Genomic DNA, 23,090 nt, shown 5'->3' on the forward strand with positions numbered 1-23,090 from the left:
CCCCAGCCGCACCACATGAACGAGGAGGCGTACGGATGGCACAGCACACGCCACCGGCGAAGCGGGGCCGCAAGCGCGCGGTCGGCGAGGACGAGGTCGTCGCGGCGGCCATCCGCCTACTCGGCGCGCGCGGCGCCGACGCGGTGAGCATCCGGGGGATCGCCGCCGAACTGGGACTCGCCCCGAACGCCGTCTACACCTACTTCCCGGACCGTGCCGCCGTCGTCGGCGCGGTCGTCGAGCACCTGCTCGGCGAGAGCGACCTCGCGGCCCTCACCCGCCGCGACACCCCCTGGCGCGACCGCATCCACACCCTCGCCACCGACCTGCGCGGGCGCCTGCTCGCCCACCCCGGAGCGGTCAACCTGCTGCTGTCCGGTCCGATGGACGGCCCGAACGCCCTCGCACTCGGCGAAGCACTCCTCGCCGTCCTCGCCGACGCCGGCCTCGACCCGACCGAGGCGGCCCGCGCCTCGTACCTGCTGATCGTCCAGGTCCTCGGAGCGATCGCCCTGGAAGCTGCCGAACTCCCCACACCCCAACCGGCCCCGCCGATCACCGAACGGATCGCGACCCGCCGCGAGAACCTCCGCGCCGTCCCCGCCGACCACTACCCACGCACGGCCGAGGCGGCGGACACGATCGCGCAGTTCGTCTCCGACGAGCAGTACACGTGGGGCCTCGACCGCGTCCTGGACGGCATCGAGGCCCGGGCCAACAACTGACCCGCCCGCGGTGGCTGCCCCGGGACAGCCACCACGGAACAAGTTCGGCCGCGAGATCAAGGTCAGCAGCAGCGAGTCGACCCCGAGTACCACCCCGCCGTGACCCGTGTGAGCGACGGTTTCGTCGTGGCCTGGCTCGACTCGCGTATCGACCAGCGCATCCGAGCCCGGCGCTTCGGCCCGGACGGAGCGCCGCAGGGGGCGGAGTTCCAGATCAACACCAGCGACGGCTTCCACGAGAGCCCCGTCGCCACCACGCTGGGCGGCGGCAACTACGTGATCGCCTGGCGCACCAGCCCCGACGGATCGGGCGGCACACGCGTCGCCTTCCGCAGCTTCGAGCCCGACGCACGGCGGTGACGGCCGAGGTCAAGCCGAACCTCTCCGGATTCGCCCGCCCGAAGGCCATCACCGCCCTGCATCAGCCGTTCCTCGAGAACGGCCAGCTGGTACTCGGCAGCAACCCCGCCCTCGCCCACGTCCGTTCCCTCTCGAACGGCCAGAGCAGGGTGTACGGCGTGTACGGAGTCCATGGCAGCGAGCAGGTCATCGCGACGCCCGCGACGGACACGCCCGGGGTCACCTCGTCGTACCCCGCCCTGGCCGCCTTGCCCGACGATCCGGGCCCGGACGCTCGGGGCGGAACCCGCGCCGGCGCTGTCTTCGGCGGCGGCGAGGGCGAGACGGCGTTCCTGGCGTGGGCCGGCCAGGGCGGCGCGTCCGACGACACGTCTGGGCTCGCCGTCCAAGGCTGCACGTTCACGGTCACCTCACAGGGGCAACTCCTGTAGCCGTCAGCGCCTCAGCGGAGCCACTGGCTCGACACCAGAACGCACGGATACGTGGCGGGGAATGCCCACAGGAAGTCATTGAGGCCCATCACCACCGCGCAGCCCAGGTGGAAGAGCAGGGCGGCCCCGAGCGCTGACAGGACCACCCACGGCGGTCCGAAGAGCGCGGCCGCGAACGCCGCTTCGAAGAGCATCACCGCCCACCCCAGGCCGGGACTCCCGAACGGGACCCGGCCGAGGGCGCGGGCGGCGAGGTGCAGGCCGTACGTCTGGGTACCGATGATGTCCCCGACCGCCGCGCCGCCCCGCCATACGGGCGAGGCGAGTTTGGAGACACCCGAGGTCGTGTAGCAGAGCACGAGCTGTGCGGCGATGAACCCGACCGCCAGCGCCGTCCGTGCCGCTGAGAAGGGTGGGAACCCGGCGAGGGCCACGGACAGCAGCACCAGCGTGGTCAGCTGCTCGGCGCCGTCGCTGCCCAGAATCCTGCGCTGCCCCATGGCCAGCCTGACGGCGAGCGCGGTGAGGAGTGCGAGGTAGCCGAGCGGGTTCCAGGGGCCGAGGAGCACCCCGGTGAGGGAGCCGAGCAGGCCGAGCACGAGCAGCTGCGTCTCCCGCCCGCCGAGAACTGCCAGCAGCGGGCTGCGCCTCCAGTGCATGCTCTGCACCCCACTGATGTGGAAGACGCCGGGGTACGCGAACATCCGACCGGACGCCGCCAGCGCTTCGCAGTTGCTGAGGAGAGCGGCAGCGGCGGCGAGCCGGGCGGTGAGGTCCAGAGCGTGGGCGGGGTCAAGGTTCAAGTGAACACGATCTCCCCGAGGCTCACTTCAGCGCATCGTCACCGAGAACACCACGCTGAAGCAGCACGTACGCCAACTCACCCAGGACAACCATCAGCTTCAAGAACGACTGACCAGCGCCCGCCAGAACAACCGCTTCATGGACAAGCGCATCGCCGACCTCGAAGCCCAGCTCGCCCCGTACCTCACCTCTCCGCCCCCGTGAGCCTCGAATCATTGCCAAGCGAGAGGGGCCTTGCCGATGACAGTCAGATCCATTCGATGCCGAGTGCCCGGAGTGCGGTGAGTTGATCGGCGGTGAGTTTGTCGCGTCGGGTTTTGGTGTTGGAGACCCATACGCCGAGCTTCACGGTCACCGGCTCAGTCTCGCCGTCGACCGCGATCTCCTCGCCGTGCACGCGGGGCACCGGCCGGTCCGTTCCCTCCCTCTCCACCCACTGCGTAAGCGCTGCCAGACCCCTGTGGAACGCCTGCTGCGCTTTGCTCGGTCCCTTCGCCCCGCGACTGGTCGAGGAGACAGGGGCGGTTGAGGATGCCTGATTGGGCTGCACGCCCAGCACGGTCAGCCGCTCCTGCTGCTCAGGCGACAGCCGCGCCCAGGTAGCAGGCTGCTTCTGCTGCTGGAGCCACTTGCCGACGTCGTCGCCGTCGAAGACGACGCCCGGAGCGATGTAGGGCAGGACGCCGTCGGCGTCGACTAGATCGGCGAGCACGCGGTAGTGGCGTTGCCAGTCGAGCGGCCATGGGCAGTTCCAGTCGGGGTCGATCTCGGCGATCTGCTGCGCGCGTACGGCGGCCCGCTCCGCGCCCTTGCCCAAGCCGCCCTTCCGGCGGAGGTTGGCCATGTGCTGTCCGATGGGCACCATCGCCTTGCCCTCGCCCCACAGGGCGTCCTGACGCGGCGCGAGGTGCCCCATGGCCTGCCGGTAGGACCGGAGCGCGGCGAGCTTGTTCTCCCATGCCTCCTCACCTGGCTCCCATACCATGCCGGCCTCGGGCGCGTCCAGGAGCGTCTTGCGCCGGTCCTCGAGCTCCCCGGCTCGCAGGGCCTTGCGCTGCTGATGCACCCATCGCTCAAGCGGAAATGCCTTCGTCGCTCCGACCTGGACCTCTACGTCGTAGGGGACGGCGTGGAGGCCGGTGATCTCGTTCTCCTTCCGCCAGCGGATGAGGGCCTGGTAGCCCTCCAGCCACACCAGCGATTCCGGCCGGTACACCCGCGTACGCAGGAACGCCGCGATGGTCGCCGCGTCCCGGGGAGAGGAGAAGTGCAGCAGAGCCGACTCGGCAGTGGCGTCGGTGCCCTCGTCGTGCTCCTGCCCCTCGCCGTCACCCGCGCCGGCGCTGATGATCCGCCCGTCCTCGTCGCGCAGGACGTGCGTCTTCTTCTCGCACGAGCTGAGGGTGAGTGCGCGGGAGGCGAGCTGCTCGACCAGGCGCTCGTCATGCGAGCGCAGGCCCTGGAGTACGGCGACGAGGGGCTTGAAGCTGGCGGAGGCGACCATGTCCTCGGGGTCCTCGCCCGGCTCCAGGAACACCGGCACGATGATCCTGGCCACCTTCGTGCTGCCGTCGCGGTTGAGGCGGAGCGCCCGGCCGATGTTCTGCACGATCTCGACCTGGGAGCCGCGGGTGTCGGCGAAGCACACGGCCTCCACACCCCGCTCGCCGGTGATGTCGACGCCCTCCCCGAGGACGCGCACGCTGGCGAGGAACGCCCGGTGCACGCGCCGCCCGGCGGCGTTGATGCCGTTTGCGAACTGGCGCAGGATCTCGCGTCGCTCGGTGACGAGGTGGTCGCCGCACAGCCATGCCGACCACACGCGGTCCGGCGGGACGTGGCGGCCGGCTTCCAGCTCGTAGAATTCCGCGTTGATCGACGACGCGGGCAGCTTCTCCGCCTTCGCCAGGTCCTCGTCCGAGGCGTCGTTGACGTACAGCGCGGCAGCGGTCTCCGGGAGCTTCTCCGCGAACGCCGCGGCTTCCTCGACCTTCTGGTGGAACGTCATGACCGTACGCAGGTTGTACGCCGCGGCGTGCTCCAAAAGTGCGGTCTGCAGGAGCGCCAGGCGCCGGCCCCGCTGCGCCTCTGCGGACTCCCCGAGGACGGGGAGGGGTCGCGGATCTCCAGCACGTCGATCTCGAAGCCTGCGAGGGTTTCCCGTTCGATCGCCTCGCTCAGGCCGAGCTCCGCGATCCACGCGCCGTAGGTCCCGTTCGGGTCGTCGGCCATGGTCGCAATCTCCGCTTCCCGGCCGTCCGTCCCCCTCTGCGGGCGGGGAGCGGCGAGGATGCGCGGGGTCGCGGTGAGGTAGAGCCGGAAGTCGGCGGGGATCCGCTGGTTGTCGTGGATCGCCGCCCATGGCCGACCTAGATCGCCTGCGGTTGAGTGGGCTTCGTCCACGATAGCGAGCGAAAAGCCGCCCATCCGCTGGCTGTACAGGCGCTCCCCGCCTGCCAGAGCGGCCTCCAGCGGCCCGCACTCCGGTGCGTCGATGTCCTCGCGGTCCACGAGAGAGGCGTACGTGGCGAGCACGACCACCGGGCCGGATCCGGCCCACAGGGCGAGCTGGATGGGATTGGTAGTGCTGCGCACCCCGAGCTGGTTGAGCACGGGGTCGTTCTCGAGCGAGCACACCGCGACCATCGGGGCCCGGTGACCCACCAGACGCCATGCCTGGGCGGTCTGCACGAGCAGGTCCAGGGTCGGCACCATCACGAGGATCCGGCCGTTCCGGAAACACTCAAGCGCACAGGACGCCGCGGTGATGGTCTTACCGGATCCGGTCGCGGACACGATTGTGCCCCGCGCCCCTTCCGGAGGCACAGGTGATCTTGCAGGAAATCCCACCCATTTACGAAACGCTGACTTCTGGTCGACCTGGTGTTCCCTGAGCTGAACCCCGAACATCTGCTCTGGGTTCTCGATTGTTGGCGGCAGCCATTGAAGCTGCGGAGGTGTGGTTTCGTAGATTGAGTGAGATAAGAGGTCGCTGCAGGCGCAGGCTTGTGGCCAGTCCAATGTCCGTCGAGTGCGTTCACTGACTCTGGACCCGATTCTTGTGACCTGGAGGTCCGTGAGTTGCTGAGCAGTGCGCATCCATCCCGAGACTCCGAAGGGATCGCATCTCGATGTCGGGTTTGCTGCGACGCGAGGTACAAGTAGCGGCCGTCGGGGGCGTCGTGGGCCGGGTGGCTAGCGTGATCAGAGGTAGGTGACGAGGATGCTGCTGACGGTGTTGGTGACCTTGGCAGGGAGGCGATCGAGGCGGCCAGCTTCTGCGTCGTGTACGTACGCGGGTACCGCTTTGCGTAGCCCTTGAAGGACGTCTCGGAAGTAGGGGCGAGGAAGGTGTCCTCGGTCTGACGGCAGGAGGGGGTGGACGCAATCGTTCCGGGGGAGTGTGGAGAGCTCCACCCTTGGGGGTACACGGCCGAACTGAGTCCCGCGCAGGGATGAGAGCTGGTCGAAGAGTTGTTTCGCAACGCGTGCTGCTCCGTACTGAGGCTCGCTGAGGAACGCCTGCAGGGTGCCGACACACTCATGGAAGTTCATGTCCCACAGGGCACCGTCGGGTGTCTCCGGTGCAACCAGATCTTCCAGGGGTTGAGATCGTTGGAAGGCTGCTATGGCACACGCGTTGGTGTCGGTTGAGTAGCTGTTGCAGAGGTACTGGGCGCCGAGCGCGCTGAGCACAGAGACGCCAGCGCGGGCACAAGTGGCACATTCGAACGTTGAATGGGCGCGGCACGCGAGCCCGTCTCTGTATTCCTCGTCTCCGCAATACAGGATGTATGCGGCCGGAACTTGAAGGCTCTCGGCGGCCCGCGCGAGCAGTTTAATCTGGGCGCCGGTCTTGTTGGTCTGGTCAAAGCCTATCTTCCAGCGGGGGCCATCCTTCTTCAGGTTCTTGGCCTGGCACAGCATGCCGAAGCAAGTCCCACTCCCGCGGTCGATGAACCACCACAGCCAGTCCGCACCGATACGAGCCTCCTGAGCCCTGTTGAAGGTGATGGGCTGGAGGTACGGCGCGGATTGCTCGCATAGTCGAGCGGTAGCGGCTTCCTCGTCCCATCGCCCGTTGACGGTGAGCCAGAAGCGGGTGGTCTCATCGACGGCCTCACGTCCGCGGACAAGAGCTTTGCGTAGGTCGGTGTTGATGACGTTCTGCCTATCGATCGTTTTGCCGGATCCTCGGCTGGCACTCCTCGCCTGCCTTTCTGCTTCACCAGCGGCCGGACAGCGTTCATAGATGATCAAGAATAGGCGTTGCGGGTGCGTGGTTGCGAAGAGGAGCCGCTTGATCGTGCTCTGGGTCAGGTTGTGTGTGCTTGGGGTGGGGGAGGGAGCGGGAACCGTGGAAGCACCAGTAGCAGACCTTGGATGAGAGACACTGGGTGGGTGTCTGAGTAGTCGTTTGCCTTTCTGCCTCTGTCCTACGCGGCCAGGCCGCCCAGAGTGGTCCTGGTGGCCCCGCACGATGATGACAACTGGGCGGCTTGGGCCGCGGCGGGTCTGGCACGGCTGTCCAGGGTGTGGGGGTGCAGCGGCATCGTGGTCATCCCGTCTGCCGCCGTCACGCACCCGGCTGTGGAGCGTTGCTTGACGCGTTTCAATCCTGATCACGTGCTCGCCTACGTGCCGTCGTGGGCTACGGCCGACGGGGTGCGGCCGGGCACCATCAATGGGCTGATAGCTGGTCGAGCAACCGAGGCTGCTGGCGAGCAGTTCGAGGAGATGCTGCGTAAGGAACCGTGGAACGCGCCCATCGTTCAGGAGGCCGAGGCAGCAGCCGACGAACTGCGTGAGCTGTGTGGTACGAACAGGCGCGACGAGCATGTGCAGAGCAGCCACCTGTTCGACGCCGACGTGCACGACCTCACGCCACTGTCTGCGGTCACGAAGGCAACGGTCGTCGGTGTCCCTCGGCGTCTGGTGACCACGGTGGAAGCCCTCGCCTATGCGATGCACGTGGGTATCGGTGAATCCGAAGCGGAAGGCCAGATCACGGCCGGCCAGTGGCAGGAGGTCGCCGCCCGCGGCAATGAGTCGCCTCTGCTCTCGCAGCTGCATCCAGGTGCACTTGGGGATTCTTGCCCCGCCCGCTCGCATGAGGCGGCGCTGTGCGTCTCGGTCTCAAGAGCGTTCCAGCGACGGGAGCCCGTTGTGGTTCTGGGGGACCGCCCGGAGGACTTTGCCCTTGCTGAAGTACTGCGCCAGATCCGTGGCGTGGCGACGTGGATTCCGTGGGCTGAGCCTGGCCTGTACGACATGTGGTTGTTCTCGCCGCGTAAGCACGTGCTGGTGACGAGTGCGTCGCTGACCGTTGAGGAGACTCGGCAGCAGACCGAGGAGAGGTGGCACAAGCGCTCCTTCAGGTCGATTCCACCGGAGGAGGAAGAACGTCCCTTCAAAGCAGTGCACCCTGACGCCATCGACATCGACCACCCGTTGATGGTGGTCCTGAAGGACAGCTGGGACCAACCGCGTTCACTACCCGTCACCAGGGAACCTGATGGCACCCTTCAGGCCTCTCTCTCGCTGGCCGCAGAAGTCCCGAACGGTCTGGATCCCGACAGGCACCGCTGGCAGGTCACCCTTACCGCCCCCAGCCACCCCGTGCCGCCGCTTCCTGTACTGGGTTCGCACGCCGTGATTGCCACAGGGCAGAACCCGTGGGAGACCTTTGCTCGAGCCGCGGACGGAGGAGTCACCTACTGGTCGCACCGTTTCGACTTTGTCCCCAGCGGGGCTTCCCTGGCAGGTTCCCTCGCCTCCCCACGGCTGGCTTGGCCAGGTATCAAGAGCACGCTGAACGTCACCGCATCTGCCCAAGGTGCAGACGTCCGCCCGAGTCCAGCAGGGAAGCGGGCAGCCATCACCGAACGCCTCCTTGGTTCCAGAACAGCGCTGGAAGAACTTGCCGCCAGCCCTGGGTGGGCCCTGCTGCGCATGTTCATGTCTCCAGCCGTCCCCGGGGGCTGCCCGGTGGGCAGCTGGTGGAAGCTCAAGTCGGCAACGGTGCTGTCCTGGGAGGCCATCGCCGGCCTCGATGACCATGGATGGGAGCCGACGGCGCGGCGAGAGCAGGTGGATCAGTGGACGTCCCAAGGCGTACTGCGCCGCGGGCTGATCCTGGGCTGCGGCCACTGCCCGATCCTCGAGTTCTATCCTCTGTCGGAGATCAGCCAGAGCTACCTGTGCCGGCGTTGCGGGGGGACCAACCAGCTGACATCTGACCGGTGGAGACCTGCGGCACCAGAGCCTCAATGGTTCTACGACCTGCATCCGGCAGTCCTGGAACTCGTGGAGAACGACGGGGACGTCCCCCTTCTGGCCACACGGTTCCTCCGCAGCGAGCACTGGGCGCGTCAGGCACTGGTCTGCGAGGAGTTCGAGCTCCTTGTGGACGGCAACCCTTGTGTCGAGATGGACTTCGCGCTCGCCACCGCCCAGGAACTGTGGCTGGGGGAGGCCAAGAAGAACGACTCGCTCGCAAACACCCACAGAAAGAGGAAGGATGAGGCCGCCAAGCTTCTTCAGGGGTGTGCCCTGGCCGGTGCGGCCGGCCTGGTCCTGGCCACGGTGCAGGAGCAGTGGGCGCAGACGACTGTGGATGCTGTAAGGGATGAGGTTCTAGGGCGTGTCCGCAATGTCGATCGGTCGTTACTCCGTTCGTGGTGCGACGTCATGAACTGACTGATCAGGCCTGGGAAGTGATCGGGCCGTTGCTGGCTCCGCCCCGGATGGGTCGTCCGGTGCGGGACCGGCGGCAGGTCCTCAACGGAATCCTGTGGAAGCTGTCCACGGGTGCGGCCTGGCGGGACCTGCCCGAGCGGTACGGGCCGTGGAAGACCGTCTACGAACGGTTCCGCCGCTGGTCAGCGGACGGAACCTGGGACCGGCTCCTGGCCCACGTCCAGCAGCACTCGGACGCGATCGGCGAGGTCGACTGGTCGATCGTTTGCGTCGACTCGACCATCGTGCGGGCCCATCAGCACGCCGCCGGGGCCCGAAAAGGGGGCCCTGGACCGGCGAAGCACTCGGCCGGTCCCGCGGCGGACTGAGCACAAAGATCCACCTTGCCTGCGACGGACAGGGCCGGCCGCTCGCCTTCACGATCACCGGCGGGAACGTCAACGACTGAACGCAGTTCGAACCGGTCATGGCCCGCATCCACATCAAGCGATACGGGCCCGGCCGGCCCCGCACCCGACCGCTACGGGTGGTCGGCGACAAGGGCTACTCATCCCGCAAGATCCGCTCCTACCTGCGCAGACGCGGTATCGCCTGCACCATCCCCGAACGCGTCGACCAGATCAACGGATGCCTCCGGCGAGGCGAGAGCCTGTGCCGTCTCGACCGCGAGGTCTACCGGCGCCGCAACGTCGTCGAACGCTGTTTCAACCGGCTCAAGCAGAACAAGGCCCTCGCCACCCGCTACGACAAACGAGCCCGCCACTACAAAGCCCTGGTCACCCTCGCCTGCCTGCGACTATGGCTCCCTAGCTGACATTGCGGACAGGCCCTAGGACGCCGCGAGGCGGACAAGCCCGTGCCCAAGGTCAGCCTCCTGACAGGTCTTGGGACGTCACCGAAACTGACCCCTCTCATCCCGTGACGACCTGCTCGCAACCTTCCTTTCATAACCGGTAGCTTCACAGTGCGCTGTACCTCACCTCAGTGCCCGCGGCCGATGTGGATGGCGTCGAGTTCGGTGCGGGTGATGTTCTCGGTGCCGGTCAGGATGGCGAGGGTGGCTGCTTGGCAGATCAGTTGGGACAGGGCGAGGAAGTATCCGCCGGTGCGGTTGTGGAGGTACTCGTGGTGCTCGGTCAGGGCATGCTTGTTCAGGTTGTGCAGGCTGAGGTGTTTCTCGTACCCGGCCAGGACTTGCAGCCATGATTCTTTGTCCTGTGCGTTGAACGGGATCGGATCGAGCCAGGTGATGGGCAGCAAAGAATGTGCCTGGTCCTTCTGCTGCGCGTCTTGCTGGCCGGGGCTGTGGGTGGCACGGAGTGTGAGGCGCCTCTGTATGGCGACTTCGTGCCGGTCGGCGATCGCGCGGGCTTCGTGGACGATGTCGCTGGCGCCGGTGCCGCAGAAGATGGTGGTGATACCGAGCCGGTTGCGCAGGTAGTCGAAGTAGTGCAGGACCGGGGCGAGCTGGTGGGGCTGGACGCGTTGGATGTCGTCGACGAGCAGCAGCCGGGTGAGAGCGTTCTCCAGGACGTAGTTGACCGGCACCGACAGGTCGGGATAGCTGCGCCAGCGCAGGAGGGCGTTCTCGTTGAGGGGCTCGGGGTTGAGGCCGAGGAAGCAGGCGATCTCCCACACCCAGTTGACCTTGCTGTCGGTGTCGGCCGGCGCGAGGATGTGGACGACCGGGATGTGCGCGCCCAGCTCGCCTCCGGTGCGGTCCTCGATGTCGCGCTGGACCGTGCGGCCGATAGCCCTCAGCAGCAGGGACTTGCCTGTGCCGCTCATTGCGTCGATGACTCGGTCCAGGATCCCCTCCCGCCGGTCACTGTTGACCATCACGGCTCTGAACGACGCCAGCAGGACCTCGTCGTAGCCTTGGTGGGAGACCAGCTTCAGGTGGGCGTGGTAGGCCAGGCGGGGGTCGCTGAGGCGCTCATCCTCCGTCGGTAGCGGGGGGTGGTCGGCCAGGTCGGGCTGGGCGATGTCTTCGCGCGTGAAGCTGTTCCACCCCTGGCGGCGGTAGATCCATTCCGGGCGCATCGGCGCCAGCTGCGCCCGCTGCAGCGCCCGTTCTTCCTGCTGTTTCTGGAGCGCCGTGGTCGCCTTCACATCTCTCCTTCGACGGTTTCGGTGCTTCCTGGCAGGCCCAGGTCGAAAGCGGGGTGGTCCGGGGCCTCATCGAGGTCGTCGTCAGGCGCGGTGTCCGCGAAGAGGGCAGCCAGGCCGTCCCTGTCAGACGGCGTGGAGACGGCGCCAGTCGGCGCGGCGGTCGGCCGTGCCGGGATCGGCAGGGATTCGTAGGGAGTGATGGAGTCCAGGTCGATCTCACCGATGCCGGCGTACGGGTTGGCCGCAGGCTCGTCGACGTCCAGCTCCGGGCCCTGGAACGGGATCCACGGCCCGGTTCGGGTGTGGCGTGGGGGAGCGGTGCGGGTGCGACGGCGGCGTTCCTTCACGGCGAGGGCGATCGCTGCCTGGTGCTCCTTACGGCCGCCATCAGCCAGGACTACAGCGGTGGCCTCCTCCCAGTGATCCACGGTCCAGTGGACGTCGGTGAGCAGCCGCCGGTGGACGAAATCCGCCTTGATCCACCGTCCCGGGCCGCGGTGGTCGTACAGCCAGGCGACATCGGGACGGTAGGGGTTGAAGCGTGCTTCCCACCGGCCGCCTTTGCCCGGTCCGGCCAGCCCGGAATGCAGCCCGGCCATGAGCCTCAGCTCACCCACCTCGTTCTGGTACGTGCGGTTCTCGATGTCGAAACCCTTGTCGGTTACCGTCACCCAGGCCGGCAGCAGCAGCTGCCGGTTGTCCGTCGGTGACAGCGGCCTGGGCCGGTACCCGGCGCCGGGAACAATCGCCGCGTACATCTCGTTCGGAGACAGCGTCATGCCTGGCAGCTCCGGGTGCTGCAGCCCTTCGTGGGGCAGCTGCTGATATTCCAGGGCCACCCACTCGTGCGCCATATGCTGCACCTTGTTAATGGTCCACAGCGGCTGGCGCTCGACGCCCCGCCCGCGCACCGCGTGACTGCGCCCGGTCCAGCCGGCGACGTGCTGGCTGAAGGAATCGGCGAACGAGGAGAAGACCCGCTCGACGATCGGCTTGTCGTCGGGCTCCTCTTTGCGCGCATAGAGGAGGGTGATGCCGAGGAAGTTGCAGACGTCCTCGAAGTGCTGGCTCAGATACTGACTGCCCTGGTCGACGATGATCGTTCTCGGATGGATCACCGGGCGGGCCGCGGAGGCCTCGGTGAAGCGGGGGTCCGCCTCACGCAGCTTGATGAACGGCAGCGCCGAGGCACTGGCCGCGGTCAGAGGGTCCCAGCCGGGCAGTGTCGGCATGGGTGCGTATGCCTGGGCGAGCAGGAGGACCAGGTCGAACGTTCGTGTCGCCCGGCCACCGACCCGCTGCCCGGGTTTTCCCTCGCCCGTGACGACGGGCACGATCATCAGCGCGACGATGCTGCGGGTCGCGACATCGATCAGAATCGTCATCTCCGCCGACACGACCTCCCCGCCGTCACCCAGAACCTTGATCCGCAGCGGAGTGGTGCCGATCTGCATGATCTGCCCGGGCCGCACCGCGTATGACGGGGTGTAGGGCTTCTTGGGCTTGCTCGCCTGGGAGGCCCGCTGCCGGGTCGTGCCGAGCAGGATGGCAGACAGGCCGAGCTCGTTCATCCGTTTGTAGAACGTCGAGCGTGGCAGCCGCAGCCGCTTCGCCTCCTGCGGATCCTCGAGCTCTTTCGCGTACCGGGTCTCGACGCGTTCCTCGACCAGATCGAATGCCCGCTCGATCCTCCCGCCCGACTGGCGCGCCAGGATCGCGGTCACCTCCTGCATGATCTCCAGCAGACGCGGGTCGGTCCTTCCTCCCGGCGAGGGAGCTCGCCCCTTGCGCCCATCGATGATGAGGACCAGCGGGTTCTCATCCGCCTGCTTCCATCGGCGCCGCTTGTCGTCCAGCGTGCGCCAGCTGATGCTGATGTCCAGCTCGTCGAGCTCGGCAGCCTTGCGTTTCAGCCGCTGCTCCATCGTGGTGCTCGCCGGGTCGTAATCCGCCCGTGGAACGCGCCGGCCGGGCCGGATTCCGGTCTCGACCTCCTTCATGTGCCGGTGCCACATCAGCGCCCGCTTGCGGTCCTCCTTGCCGACGACCAGCAGCAGTCTTCCCAGAGGCGGCAGCCTGGTCCGTTCGACGGCATTTCCCGCCTCGTCCAGGACGGCAAAGTCCGCCGACCCTGCCATCTCCCCGTACGAGGCCTCCACCAGCGCAGCAGGCTCCGGCAGAGGCTGGAGTGTGACATAAGGGCCGGTGAAAGCAACGACACGGAACTCCCGCCCCTGCCAGCGCACCCGGTCTTCGAGGCTGACCCGGTCACTCTCGAACCAGCCCCACAACTTCCGCTGAGTCATGCCGCCCCCTGCGCCGTCCACACCAGCGGGCCCCGAGGCAGCGGCTGGTCCCAGTCGAACAGCAGCCGCCGCTGCCACATCAGCCCATACACAAGATCAATAGCGATCAGGTCCGGGACTCCGCACGCACCCACCCCCTCGAACAGAGGCCGCCTGCGCCGAAAAGCATGGAGAACGGCCTGTTCCTGTTCCGGGTCCACCCCGTCTGCGAAGCGGTAGTCCGCGAGCCACATCAGGTTCTCTAACTGGGTACCCTGCGGGACGGAACGCATCTGAACCTGCCAGCCCGCGGCCTGTGCGACCTCATCGAGCGCCGCCAGACGCTCCTGCCACTGCGGCCCGATCCCGCGCGGCGGCCGCACGACCACGACACACCGAGAACCGTCCCGCATCCTTGCGACGAAATCGGGCCGCCACCGGTACCGGGCCCGCCCCGACTCCCAGTGCAGCTCCACCGGCTCCCCACTGAAGCGGACAACCTCCGGGTCGAAGTCCAGCTCCACCGTCACCCGCAGCCGGCGCAGCGACCCGCACACCACCTTCGACCGAAACGACGACGGCCATGCCGTGATCTTTCCCTGTCGGCCGTGATACGCCACCGGATCCGTCGGCGGCTGTCTCTCCTCCAGCGCCACACCGGCCAGGGCTGCCGCCGACGACGCTGTCAGCTCACCCCACTCATCAAGATGCCAGCCACTCACGCTCCGCATGCCCTCTTCACCCCGCCCCGCTCCGCATGGCCATCACTCGTGCTGTATCCGAGCCCTGTCTCATGCGACCGCGCACGCTCCCACGGACCGCGACGGCCCGGCCCAGGACCGGTACGGCAAGGAGTGGGGAGCGCCTGCAGCCGGCTTGCCAAGGCCGGGTCAGGACAGGCACGAGCGCGCCTCCAAAGGCCCTGTCGGCAAGGCAAGCCGGCTGTGCCCCCGGGCAAGCGGCAACCGTCCCCGCCCGGGCCTGGCGGCCGGTTCCGCTTCCGCGTTCGCCGGTACCCGATGGCAGTGCAGCCAGTCCAGTAACGGGCCACTGCCCACCTGGACATCCAGCTCCCACGACTCCATCAGCGCCTCGACCCTGCCGAGCCACCGGCTACGGGCATCGGCGTCGCGGACGTCCGACTGCTCGAACTCGACCATCAGCTGCGCGAGTCGCGCCGCCTCCGGGTAGATCACCAGCGGCATTACCCGGGTACTGCGGTCCTCCAGCCCGCACGCCCACGCCCGGTGGACCCAGCGCAGCACCGTGGGCATCGTCCGCCACCAGTCCGCCACCACCTGAAAAGCATCAGCGAACAGCCCCCCCCGACCGGCCGAACTGCTTGTGAAGCCGGGCACGATCCAGATGCGCGTCGACGACCTCAGGGAGCTCCTTCAAGGACAGCCCGTCCAGCGGCTCCGTCCTTGAGTCATCACACCACCGCCCGTGCCGGGCGCACACACGCCAGCTGTCCGACATCAGCCACCAGCTCGGTTCCCTGACCCCGCGGGCCTCCGCACATCTTGTGCAGTAGCGCACCAGATGCCCTTCGGACGGCTGCCACGGCCACTTCCACACCGCGTCCCCGTCACCCGGCAGCCGGTGACGCGTCGCAAGCCCAGGCAGAGCCCGCTGCAACACGGCCGCCGGGGTACCGGCCAGCACGGCCAGATACTCAAGTCCCGGCCCGTTCACATACATCTCCGTGCACTGCGGGTACTTCTCCACGCGCGCCGGATCAGTCGACGACGACCCCATGCCTTGGCCCACACGCTGCAGGAAATCCGCAAGGCCCAGCCCGTTGGCTTGAGCCAGCCGGTTCACGAACGAACCCGTCGACTCCCCAGGCAGAGGCCGGACCAGAAGCGGAAGAGACTGACGCGGACCGTAGAGCCCTGGCACCTGCAGCACCACGCCGTTCCCCTTCTCCGCCGCCCACCCCGCACGCCTGCTTGCGCTCTATCGTCGCCAGCCGCCATACGGGCCGGTCAAGGCGCCTTCACCTCTTCAGGTGAACAAGGCGGCAACACCGCGACACCCTCCACGGCGCGGGTCTGAACCTTGATCCGCAACGAGACGACCCGCTGCCGGGAGGGCACCGTGGCCACGTTGACGAGCAACGGCCTCAAAACGCCGCTACGCGGCCACCAGACACTCGCTGTCGACGCCTGCATCGAAGAGTTCACCGACGGAGCGCGCCGCGTGAGCGTCATCATGGCCACCGGAACGGGCAAGACTCTTGTCGCCCTCAACACCGTCCAGGAGACCGCTTCCCAGGGCAACGCCTTGGTCGTGATGCCCACCCTGGACCTCCTCGAGCAAACGGCCGCCTACTGGCAGCGCGAAGGCCGCCAGGGGTTCTACCTCGGCTACTGCTCGCGCGACAGCACCCAGGTCCGTTCGCTGCGCGGAATCCTCGCCATGGTCCGCGACCCCGGTGAACTCGCCCGCCATGCTTCCCTGACCGACGGCGCGGTGAATGTCTTCTGCACCTACCAGTCACTGGAAAAGCTGGCCCGGGCCCACCGCGATCACCACCTGCCGCGCTGGGACATCATCGTCGCCGACGAAGCCCACCGCACCGCCGGCAACCGCTACAAAGCCTGGGGCGTCATCCACGACAACGACGTCCTGCCCGCCCGCCACCGCCTCTACATGACCGCCACCCCGCGCATCTTCGACGAGAAATCCGGCTCACACGTTGCGATCGGCTGCGAAGTGGCCTCCATGGACGACCACAGCCTCTACGGCCCCGTCGTCTACCGCATCTCCCTCGCCGAAGCGATCGACCAGGGCCTGCTGGCGGACTACCGGATCGTCGCCGTCGAGATCAGCGACGCCGACCTGCACCGCGTCCTGAGATACGCCTCCATCGCATCAGCCGGCGCCGAAGGCCTGCGCATGGCAGCCGCCCAGATCGCATTGCTGCGCGCCCAGCACCTCTACGACCTGCGGCGAACCTTGACCTTCCACCGCCTCATCGCATCCGCCAGCATGTTCGCCGAAACCCTCCACGAAACAGCAGCACTCATGCCCCCCGAGATGCAGGCACCTCTTCTCGTCGGCACGGTCAATGCCAAGCAGAGCCCGCCCGTCCGCCGACGATCACTCGTGGACTTCGGCTCCGTCCCCATCAACAGCACCAGCCCCCGCATCGCCCCGCACAGAGCGGTCCTGACCAACTGCCGCTGCCTGGGCGAAGGTATCGACGTCCCCAGTATCGACTCGATCCTCTTCGCCGACTCCAAACAGAGCTCCCTCGACATCACCCAGGCTGTCGGCCGCGCACTGCGCCAGAACCCCGGCGACGACAAGATCTCCACCATCGTCGTCCCCGTCTTCATGGAACCGGGACAAGACCTCGAGGAAGGCGTCAAAGGAACCCGCTACCGCCTCCTCTACCAGGTCCTCATCGCCCTGAGCACCTATGACGAGCACGTCATCCACCGCGTCGAATGGGCCACCTCCGACGAGTCCCAGGAGGACTTGGGGGTCGCCGCCCGACCCGAACGCGCCGACGAGATCATCCCGCTTCTCGACCTCCAGGCCACCGGGGCACCCAACCGCGTATGGCAGATCGGCTTCGAAAGCGCCCAGCGCTACTTCCACACCTACGGCCATCTCGACGTCCCCAGCCGCTACCTCGGCCCCGTCCGCTTCTACCTCGGCTGGTGGCTCGGCCGCCAGCGTTCCCTGCGCATCAACCACATGCTCCTGCCCGAACGCATCGAACGGCTCGACACCCTCGGCATGATCTGGCCCCACCCCCGCAGCAGCATCGAGTACAAACTACAGATCGCCCGGGACTACAAAGCCCGCCACGGCCACCTCGCCCCATACACCGAAGAATCCTTCGGCGGCATCCGACTCGGACGCTGGATCGCAGACCGCCGCCGCGAAGCAAACAAACGCACCCTGCCCTACGGCTACCAGCGCGCCCTCAACGAGATCTACCCCTGGTGGAACACCCACTGGCCGAAACACTGGCACCACACCTACGCCCAAGCCCTGGCAGCCGCACGCGCCGGCAACCTCCCCTTCCCCGACCTGCGCCCCGACACCGACGAGACCCCCCTCACCCGCTGGCTCGACACCCAGATCGACGCCCTCCCCACCCTCCACAGCGACCAGCACAAACTCCTCGGCGCCCTCCCACTCCGCCACCCCCTGGCCCTGCTCCTGCGGCGCCCCCGCGGCCACGCACAATGGGCCTTCGCCAGAGGACTGCTCGCGGCACGCGCCTTCTGGCGAAGCCACCAGCACCTCGACGTGCCCTACGACTACTTCTGTCCCAATACCGGACTTCACCTCGCCACATGGCTTGCAGAGAAACGCCGCGACCCACTCCGGCTCACCCAAGAACAACGCCACGCACTCGAAGCCCTCGACTTCCGCTGGATCCGCTGACCGACGCGTACAGCCGTGAGAGCCGCTCCTACAACGCGGGGTGGTTGCGGAAATTGCAGAACCACGTCGCGATTGTTCTCGACCAGTGGGTCCGCCGTCATCGTCCACGCGCTGTGGTGGGCCGTACGTCCGAACTCCAGCACATAGCCGTGTGGCCGTGACCACGTGCCGCCCAGGCCGAATCGGACGGGCCACGAGCCACGAGAGCGCGAAAACTATCGTCGCGCCGACGGCTACCCGCTGCCAGGACACCGGATCCTCTGTGGCCAAATGATGGCCGACGACCGCCAAGACGGAGCTAAGGAGCGTGAAGACGGCAGCCCGGAGCCACTGTCCGTTCCGCTGCGAAGACTGCGGACACGAGCGCATCCCTGCAGCGGCTTCGGTCATCGTGAGCCCTTCATCTACGCGATCGGCCGTCTTCGGACCGCAACTGTCAACAGGGGAGTAGATTCCCCGACCGCGCCCCGGCTCGCTGCGAGAAGCTCTGGGGAGTGGGGGATCGGCCGTCCCGACGGCAGCCGGTCACGGTGATGGCAATCTCCGCTCCTGAAAGCCGACTTCATTCGACCGAAAAGCCAGGACCCTCCGGGGTTCGCCTATTTTTGGGGGGACAGGCTCTGCAGGAGTGAGTTCCCGCAGGGGCGGTCGGATCACCGCTCGACCGCTCTCTCGGCCACGGCGAGGCACCGTGGCTGCCGAGCACCTGGCGCCGACTGACCTGGAACAGGATCCCGTTGATCACCGTGCGGTGGTCGCACCACCGGCCTGTGATTCGTTGGATCCCCCGGCCCACGTACCAACCGACGAGCCTGCCCGGGAAGTCGCATGATCTGCCGGACAGGCCCTTGCGTGCGGCTCTACGCTCATCCGGTGGCCGGAATCTCGCAACCGGGTGTCAGCAATGCTTTCCAGGGGAGATCGTGGACGTCACGACGTTAATCCTGTTGGGGGCGGCGGGTGGTCTGCTGCGCGGGGCGCTGGACCTGTACACCCGGTTCGTCTCCTGGCAGGCCGACCGCCGGATCCACCGGCAGTTAGCCGCGGCAGGGACGGCGGAAGTCGTAGCCCCGCAGTTCAAGGCCTACTTCGACCCCGCCGTCGATACCGTCGCGGCCATCGTGCACAGCGTGATGGGCGCCGGGGCCGCAGTGCTCTTCGGGACCACGGGACAGATCAGCGGCGGGTACGCCGCCCTCGTCGTCGGAATATCGGCACCCATGCTGCTCACTCAACTGGGCCGCATCCAGACCGTGAACGAGGCGGTGATGGGCGAACGGCAGCCGGCGGGGGCAGCTGCGGAAGCCGAGGCGCCCCCGACTGCGGCTGCCAGTGCCGTGGGCGCGGTCGGCGCCGGCGACTCGGGCGCCGTGGACTCCCCACCCCAAGTGGCGCAGCCGTCCGCGCCCTCCGCGGGTCGCGCGGTCCGGCCCTCTACCCCCACAGAAGGAGCGTCGTCCGTTGCGCGTGCGATGCCCGCGCCAAGACAGCACGCCCCGGCCGCGGACGAGCGTACGCCGGAGCCCGCATCCGGCGAGCTCCCCGAGGAAGCAACACGACTCCCCGATCCGATGCGCAGCAGCGACACTCCTCTCCCTGCGAACCCGCCCGACGGAACGGGGCCTGGCTTCGGCGATCGAGGCGCGCCACGATGGCGGCAGGGGCCCGCGCTGGGGGAGGAGGGCCTGTGAACAGCCATCCGCCCCTGCTGCCGGAAGACCGCCCCGAATACGAGCGGATCCTCGACGACGTGCTGCGCGGCGCCCACGAACGACCGGACCTCACAGCAGTCGGAGAACGGCTCACCACAGAACAGTTGCGGACCATGGCGCTGGGTTCCGCCATCCTCATCGCGAGCGCCGCGGCGACCGAGTACCGGCTCTACGTACAAGTCCGCCAGGAACACCGTGGCTTGGCATCCCCGTCGGCGCCCTCGCGCTCGGTGTCCGCCTCTGGCTCGGCCGGCTTCACCGGTTCCGGCACCCGAGCCGCCGACCGTCAGACCTCGGCGGGCCTGGGCCAACGGTTCGGCGCCGCTGTGCTGGGCGCCGGACAACCCGGTGGCCGCCGGATCCATGACGGAGTCCATCCGCGGCGGTGGGCCGGGGTGTCCTTCGGGCGCCGTCTGCTGGCAGCGCTGCTCGGACTACGCGTACTCCCGGAAGTACCGAGGCCGGCGGGGATCCGTACGCCGCGCACTTCCGGGCAGCGTGTGGTCGATCGCGCGCGGCCGGGCAGGCGTGAGAGACCAGCTCCGGAGGAAACCGGCGCGGGTGCGTTCGCGTTTGCCGCCGTCCTCGTGCCCGTGCTGGCCGCCGCCGCCGCGGCGATCTTCCTGGTGGTCGGCCATGTCCTGACGACGCTCAATCCAACGGCCTCGTTCGCGAGCACCTTGGTGGCCACGGGCTCGTGGTTCGCGGTGGTCACTGCGGCAGTCGTCCCCGTCGCTGCCGTCGGTCTCCTCATCACCGCCCTGCGCGACAGCTCGACGTCACCGGCGGCCGAGGAGGAGGTCGAGGATCTGCAGGAGGACGTGTCACGGGCCAGAGATGCCTGGCGTCACGCCCTGGTGGAACGCGGCATCCTGCCGTTCCTGCGGGACGCGCTCGCCGACCCGGGTGCCGGTCCTGCCCGACACGCCACGTACCGCTCGCCCAACCACATACCGACAATCGGCTACTCCAGGCCGGACTTCTCCGGGCCGGACCGCGACTCGGCAGCCGGGCCGCGCCCCCCCTATTCCTCCCCCGACTTCACCTCGCCGGACTTCGGAGGCTCGGAGCCCCGCTCGGAATGACGCGCCTATGGAACGAGCACGGCGGCTCCCGGGAGCCGCCGTGCTCGTTCCATAGGGCAGGCGGTAGTGCAGGTCTGGGGTCACCCCTGAGCAGGGGGTGGCTGATTCCAGGAAGCGTCATCACCGGCCGGCTGCCACGCTTCGAACTTAAGCGGAGCGCGGATCGTGCCCCCGCGTGGGGGGCCTCAGTGACCATCTGTAAGCCTGGACTGAAGCACGGATCTCGTTCGGTACAGGTGCGTCACGACAGCCGCCAGGCGATCTCCTCCCCAGTGGGAGCCAGACTCCAGCAGGCGAGGACTCCCGCTTCCACCACAAAGTCGAGTTCGAGGCTCAAGGCGGATGCAGACAGCCCGCAGATACGTCCCAGGTGCGCCAGGTCAGCGCCGCCTTCGCACCGAGGAGGCAAGGCAAGTGCGTGGAGATACACCGTCAGAAGCTGTCCGGCTGGCCCAAGTCCGCAAGTGCGCCCGTGTCGCGCGGTGCGCAGAGCCCAGTTGGCAGCGCGCCGCCGTGTGGCCCGGCCGGGCATCCCGACCACTGCATCTGTGAACCATCCTTCGTAGGGCATGTCGGGGGCGGTCCGGGCGGCAGAGAAGGGGATCACGCCGAAGGAGACGCTGACCAACGGCATCACGGTGAGCAGATGACGAAGCTGGCCGGCCATCGTCGCGGGGCTGCCGATCCGGTGGCGCAGGACCGCCTCCTCCAGGACGACAGCGAAGCGGTGACCGCCCTCGTAGAGGAAACGGGACCGGGCGACCCTGGACGCGACGGCCTCAGGGACATCGTTGGGCGTGCCCTGGAACGCGGTGATGGACCCCAACAGCGCCGTGGCATAGGCCGGAGTCTGGAAGAACCCGGGCACCACATTGGACGCGTACACGCGCTGGTGTGCCGCCCGCGCGACAGACGCGTTCACGTCCTCCTGAAGCCGGCGCATCCCGTTGCGATGGAGTCTGCGCCACTCCTGGTACATCGAATCAACCGCACGGGCGGTCGCGATCAAGTCCTCCACCTGATCGTCGGCCGATCAGGCGGCGCACCACGCACGGATATCGGCATCCGTCGGCATCGCCTTGGCGCCCTGGATACGGGACGTCTTGGCAGGATGCCAACCGCACAGGACAGACAACTCATCCCCGGTGAGCCCCGCGTCCCTGCGCAGATGGGAAAGGCGCACGGCGAGGGCCTCGCGTGCGGCCTGAGCGCTGGAAGACGGGGAGACGGGCATGAGCTGGCTGTCCTGCGGCGGTCAGACGGTGTACTTCTCGTGATCGACAGCGCGGTCCCACACGGCCTCGAACGCCGAAGCGCACAGAGCGATCACAGCAGGGTCCTCGCTGAACTCCTTGGGCGGGTTGGCCCAGTCGCCTTCACCTGTGAAGATGTTGAACTGCACGATCCGGTCGTCGAACAGCCAGAAGTCTGCGCCCGGCAACGCGATGTCCACAGCCTGGCGCCGCGGCAGCCACCGGACCAACTCGCCGGCACCGATGTTCAGCGGAGTGGAAGCGTGTTCCCACCGGATGTAGTCCGTCACCGGCTCGGAAACGACACGGGCGCGGCGCATCACTACACCCCTGCCGACCGCGTCCCGCACCAGGTCCAGCCAGCCGGGCCACCATCGGGCCGTGGGGTCGAGCTCGAGGGTCCCGGTGCGCTTGAAGCGCTCGAACTCCTCCACCTCGTCGGCCACGGAGTACATGTCGCGCATCTCCAGATGCACGGCGCTGCGGCGTGTGCCGGCCAGGAGGTCAGCGAAGCTCGGCACGCTGTTCCGCGACATCACACGCCTTCCTCAGGATAGGCACCATGCGGGCCGGGATACGGATCACAGTCTCGTGCTCGGGGATACCGACCTTGTGACCCTCGGCCCACTCCGTACCGCCGATCAGCGCCTCCAGGACCTCCTGGGCCTTGACGCCCTGGATCACCAGGTCAGCCGACTGCCGTTCCACCACGCGGTCGGCGATCCCTCGCCCCCTGTGTTGGGGTCGATCCCGATGAACTCTAGGTCCACAACGTGCTCCTAGGCCTAGTCGGTTGCAGGTTCTTGCATGCGACGCTTCCGCAGAAGAGCGGGGCGGTCAAGACCACGAGGAGGGGTGGAGGCTTGCCGGGCTGTGGATCCTCCGGCGCACGATGTGGGAGACCGGCCGATTTCCCAAGCACCCGGCACGGGAGGGCAATGGGCAGGTCCAAGCTCTCCACATGGCGCGCCGTAGTGGGTAAAGCATCGGTAGAGGCCCTTGCTCCCTGCCTTCTGGCCCCGGACAGTTGTCTCCATCGTCGACGTGTGTGAGGGCCTCAGCGAGCGTGAAGCCAGATGCCGCTGTACGTCACGATGGCACCGCCGAGCGCGGTCGCTGTGCCGCGGATCAGGTAGAGGCCGGCCTCGTTGCGCAATCGCCGTGCTCGTGCGGCCCATCGGCTTGTTGAGGACGGGGTGGAGGGTTCCGGGGCTGGG

15 protein-coding genes and 4 pseudogenes are annotated in these 23,090 nt (G+C 67.8%); 8 read left to right on the top strand and 11 right to left on the bottom strand.

Going from position 1 to position 23,090, the window contains the following annotated elements; genetic code table 11:
- Nucleotides 1-35: 35 nt before the first annotated feature.
- From R2D22_RS35930 to R2D22_RS35940, 3 genes are all read left to right on the top strand, one after another.
- A complete protein-coding gene (locus R2D22_RS35930; RefSeq protein ID WP_318109500.1) occupies nucleotides 36-725 on the top strand; it encodes a TetR/AcrR family transcriptional regulator in 690 nt (229 codons plus the stop codon).
- A gap of 99 nt (nucleotides 726-824) precedes the next feature.
- Nucleotides 825-1,085 (top strand): hypothetical protein, encoded by a 261-nt coding sequence (locus R2D22_RS35935; RefSeq protein WP_318109502.1) that lies wholly within the window; start codon nucleotides 825-827, stop codon nucleotides 1,083-1,085.
- A complete protein-coding gene (locus tag R2D22_RS35940) occupies nucleotides 1,082-1,516 on the top strand; it encodes a hypothetical protein (protein ID WP_318109504.1) in 435 nt (144 codons plus the stop codon). The genes R2D22_RS35935 and R2D22_RS35940 overlap by 4 nt, the downstream gene beginning before the upstream one ends.
- A gap of 11 nt (nucleotides 1,517-1,527) precedes the next feature.
- Here the strand turns inward: R2D22_RS35940 and R2D22_RS35945 are convergent, their stop codons facing one another.
- The 3 genes and pseudogenes from R2D22_RS35945 to R2D22_RS35955 form a co-directional block, all read right to left on the bottom strand.
- Nucleotides 1,528-2,319: a hypothetical protein gene (locus R2D22_RS35945; protein ID WP_318109506.1), complete on the bottom strand. Its 792-nt coding sequence runs from the start codon at nucleotides 2,317-2,319 to the stop codon at nucleotides 1,528-1,530.
- Nucleotides 2,320-2,567: 248 nt separating this feature from the next.
- A pseudogene (locus R2D22_RS35950) lies at nucleotides 2,568-5,230 on the bottom strand (helicase associated domain-containing protein).
- A 294-nt stretch (nucleotides 5,231-5,524) separates the two neighbouring features.
- Nucleotides 5,525-6,580 (bottom strand): hypothetical protein, encoded by a 1,056-nt coding sequence (locus R2D22_RS35955; protein WP_318099953.1) that lies wholly within the window; start codon nucleotides 6,578-6,580, stop codon nucleotides 5,525-5,527.
- 207 nt (nucleotides 6,581-6,787) lie between these two features.
- Here R2D22_RS35955 and R2D22_RS35960 point away from each other — a divergent pair, with 207 nt between their 5' ends.
- The gene (locus tag R2D22_RS35960; RefSeq protein ID WP_318099951.1) at nucleotides 6,788-9,019 is read left to right on the top strand and encodes a hypothetical protein; all 2,232 of its coding nucleotides are present in this window, start codon (nucleotides 6,788-6,790) and stop codon (nucleotides 9,017-9,019) included.
- Nucleotides 9,001-9,833: pseudogene (locus R2D22_RS35965) on the top strand (IS5 family transposase). Before R2D22_RS35960 ends, R2D22_RS35965 begins: the two are co-directional and overlap by 19 nt.
- A gap of 167 nt (nucleotides 9,834-10,000) precedes the next feature.
- Here R2D22_RS35965 and R2D22_RS35970 read toward each other — a convergent pair.
- The 5 genes from R2D22_RS35970 to R2D22_RS35990 form a co-directional block, all read right to left on the bottom strand.
- Nucleotides 10,001-11,131: an AAA family ATPase gene (locus R2D22_RS35970; protein ID WP_318099949.1), complete on the bottom strand. Its 1,131-nt coding sequence runs from the start codon at nucleotides 11,129-11,131 to the stop codon at nucleotides 10,001-10,003.
- On the bottom strand, nucleotides 11,128-13,437 hold the full coding sequence (locus tag R2D22_RS35975) for a transposase (protein ID WP_318099947.1): 2,310 nt from the start codon (nucleotides 13,435-13,437) through the stop codon (nucleotides 11,128-11,130). The genes R2D22_RS35970 and R2D22_RS35975 overlap by 4 nt, the downstream gene beginning before the upstream one ends.
- Nucleotides 13,434-14,138: a TnsA-like heteromeric transposase endonuclease subunit gene (locus tag R2D22_RS35980; protein ID WP_318099945.1), complete on the bottom strand. Its 705-nt coding sequence runs from the start codon at nucleotides 14,136-14,138 to the stop codon at nucleotides 13,434-13,436. Before R2D22_RS35980 ends, R2D22_RS35975 begins: the two co-directional genes overlap by 4 nt.
- Nucleotides 14,139-14,306: 168 nt before the next feature.
- Nucleotides 14,307-14,690, bottom strand: a complete 384-nt coding sequence (locus R2D22_RS35985) for a hypothetical protein (RefSeq protein WP_318099943.1) — start codon at nucleotides 14,688-14,690, stop codon at nucleotides 14,307-14,309.
- Between the two features lie 34 nt (nucleotides 14,691-14,724).
- On the bottom strand, nucleotides 14,725-15,330 hold the full coding sequence (locus R2D22_RS35990) for a TniQ family protein (RefSeq protein WP_318109507.1): 606 nt from the start codon (nucleotides 15,328-15,330) through the stop codon (nucleotides 14,725-14,727).
- Between the two features lie 186 nt (nucleotides 15,331-15,516).
- On the opposite strand from R2D22_RS35990, the gene R2D22_RS35995 reads away from it, so the two are divergent.
- From R2D22_RS35995 to R2D22_RS36190, 3 genes are all read left to right on the top strand, one after another.
- A complete protein-coding gene (locus tag R2D22_RS35995) occupies nucleotides 15,517-17,823 on the top strand; it encodes a DEAD/DEAH box helicase (RefSeq protein ID WP_318099940.1) in 2,307 nt (768 codons plus the stop codon).
- A gap of 923 nt (nucleotides 17,824-18,746) precedes the next feature.
- Nucleotides 18,747-19,514, top strand: a complete 768-nt coding sequence (locus R2D22_RS36000; RefSeq protein WP_318099938.1) for a hypothetical protein — start codon at nucleotides 18,747-18,749, stop codon at nucleotides 19,512-19,514.
- Nucleotides 19,511-20,620: a hypothetical protein gene (locus R2D22_RS36190; RefSeq protein ID WP_411977116.1), complete on the top strand. Its 1,110-nt coding sequence runs from the start codon at nucleotides 19,511-19,513 to the stop codon at nucleotides 20,618-20,620. The genes R2D22_RS36000 and R2D22_RS36190 overlap by 4 nt, the downstream gene beginning before the upstream one ends.
- A gap of 550 nt (nucleotides 20,621-21,170) precedes the next feature.
- Here the strand turns inward: R2D22_RS36190 and R2D22_RS36010 are convergent.
- The 3 genes and pseudogenes from R2D22_RS36010 to R2D22_RS36020 all read right to left on the bottom strand — a co-directional run.
- Nucleotides 21,171-21,854: pseudogene (locus tag R2D22_RS36010) on the bottom strand (helix-turn-helix domain-containing protein); the annotation flags it as partial.
- Between the two features lie 21 nt (nucleotides 21,855-21,875).
- Nucleotides 21,876-22,409, bottom strand: coding sequence for a DUF6879 family protein (locus R2D22_RS36015; RefSeq protein ID WP_318099935.1), 534 nt, complete (start codon nucleotides 22,407-22,409; stop codon nucleotides 21,876-21,878).
- Nucleotides 22,378-22,643, bottom strand: a pseudogene (locus tag R2D22_RS36020) (hypothetical protein). The gene R2D22_RS36015 and the pseudogene R2D22_RS36020 overlap by 32 nt, the downstream one beginning before the upstream one ends.
- Nucleotides 22,644-23,090: the final 447 nt, after the last annotated feature.

The sequence above is a fragment of the Streptomyces sp. HUAS YS2 genome (genome assembly GCF_033343995.1).
GTDB classification, from domain to species: Bacteria; Actinomycetota; Actinomycetes; order Streptomycetales; family Streptomycetaceae; genus Streptomyces; species Streptomyces solicathayae.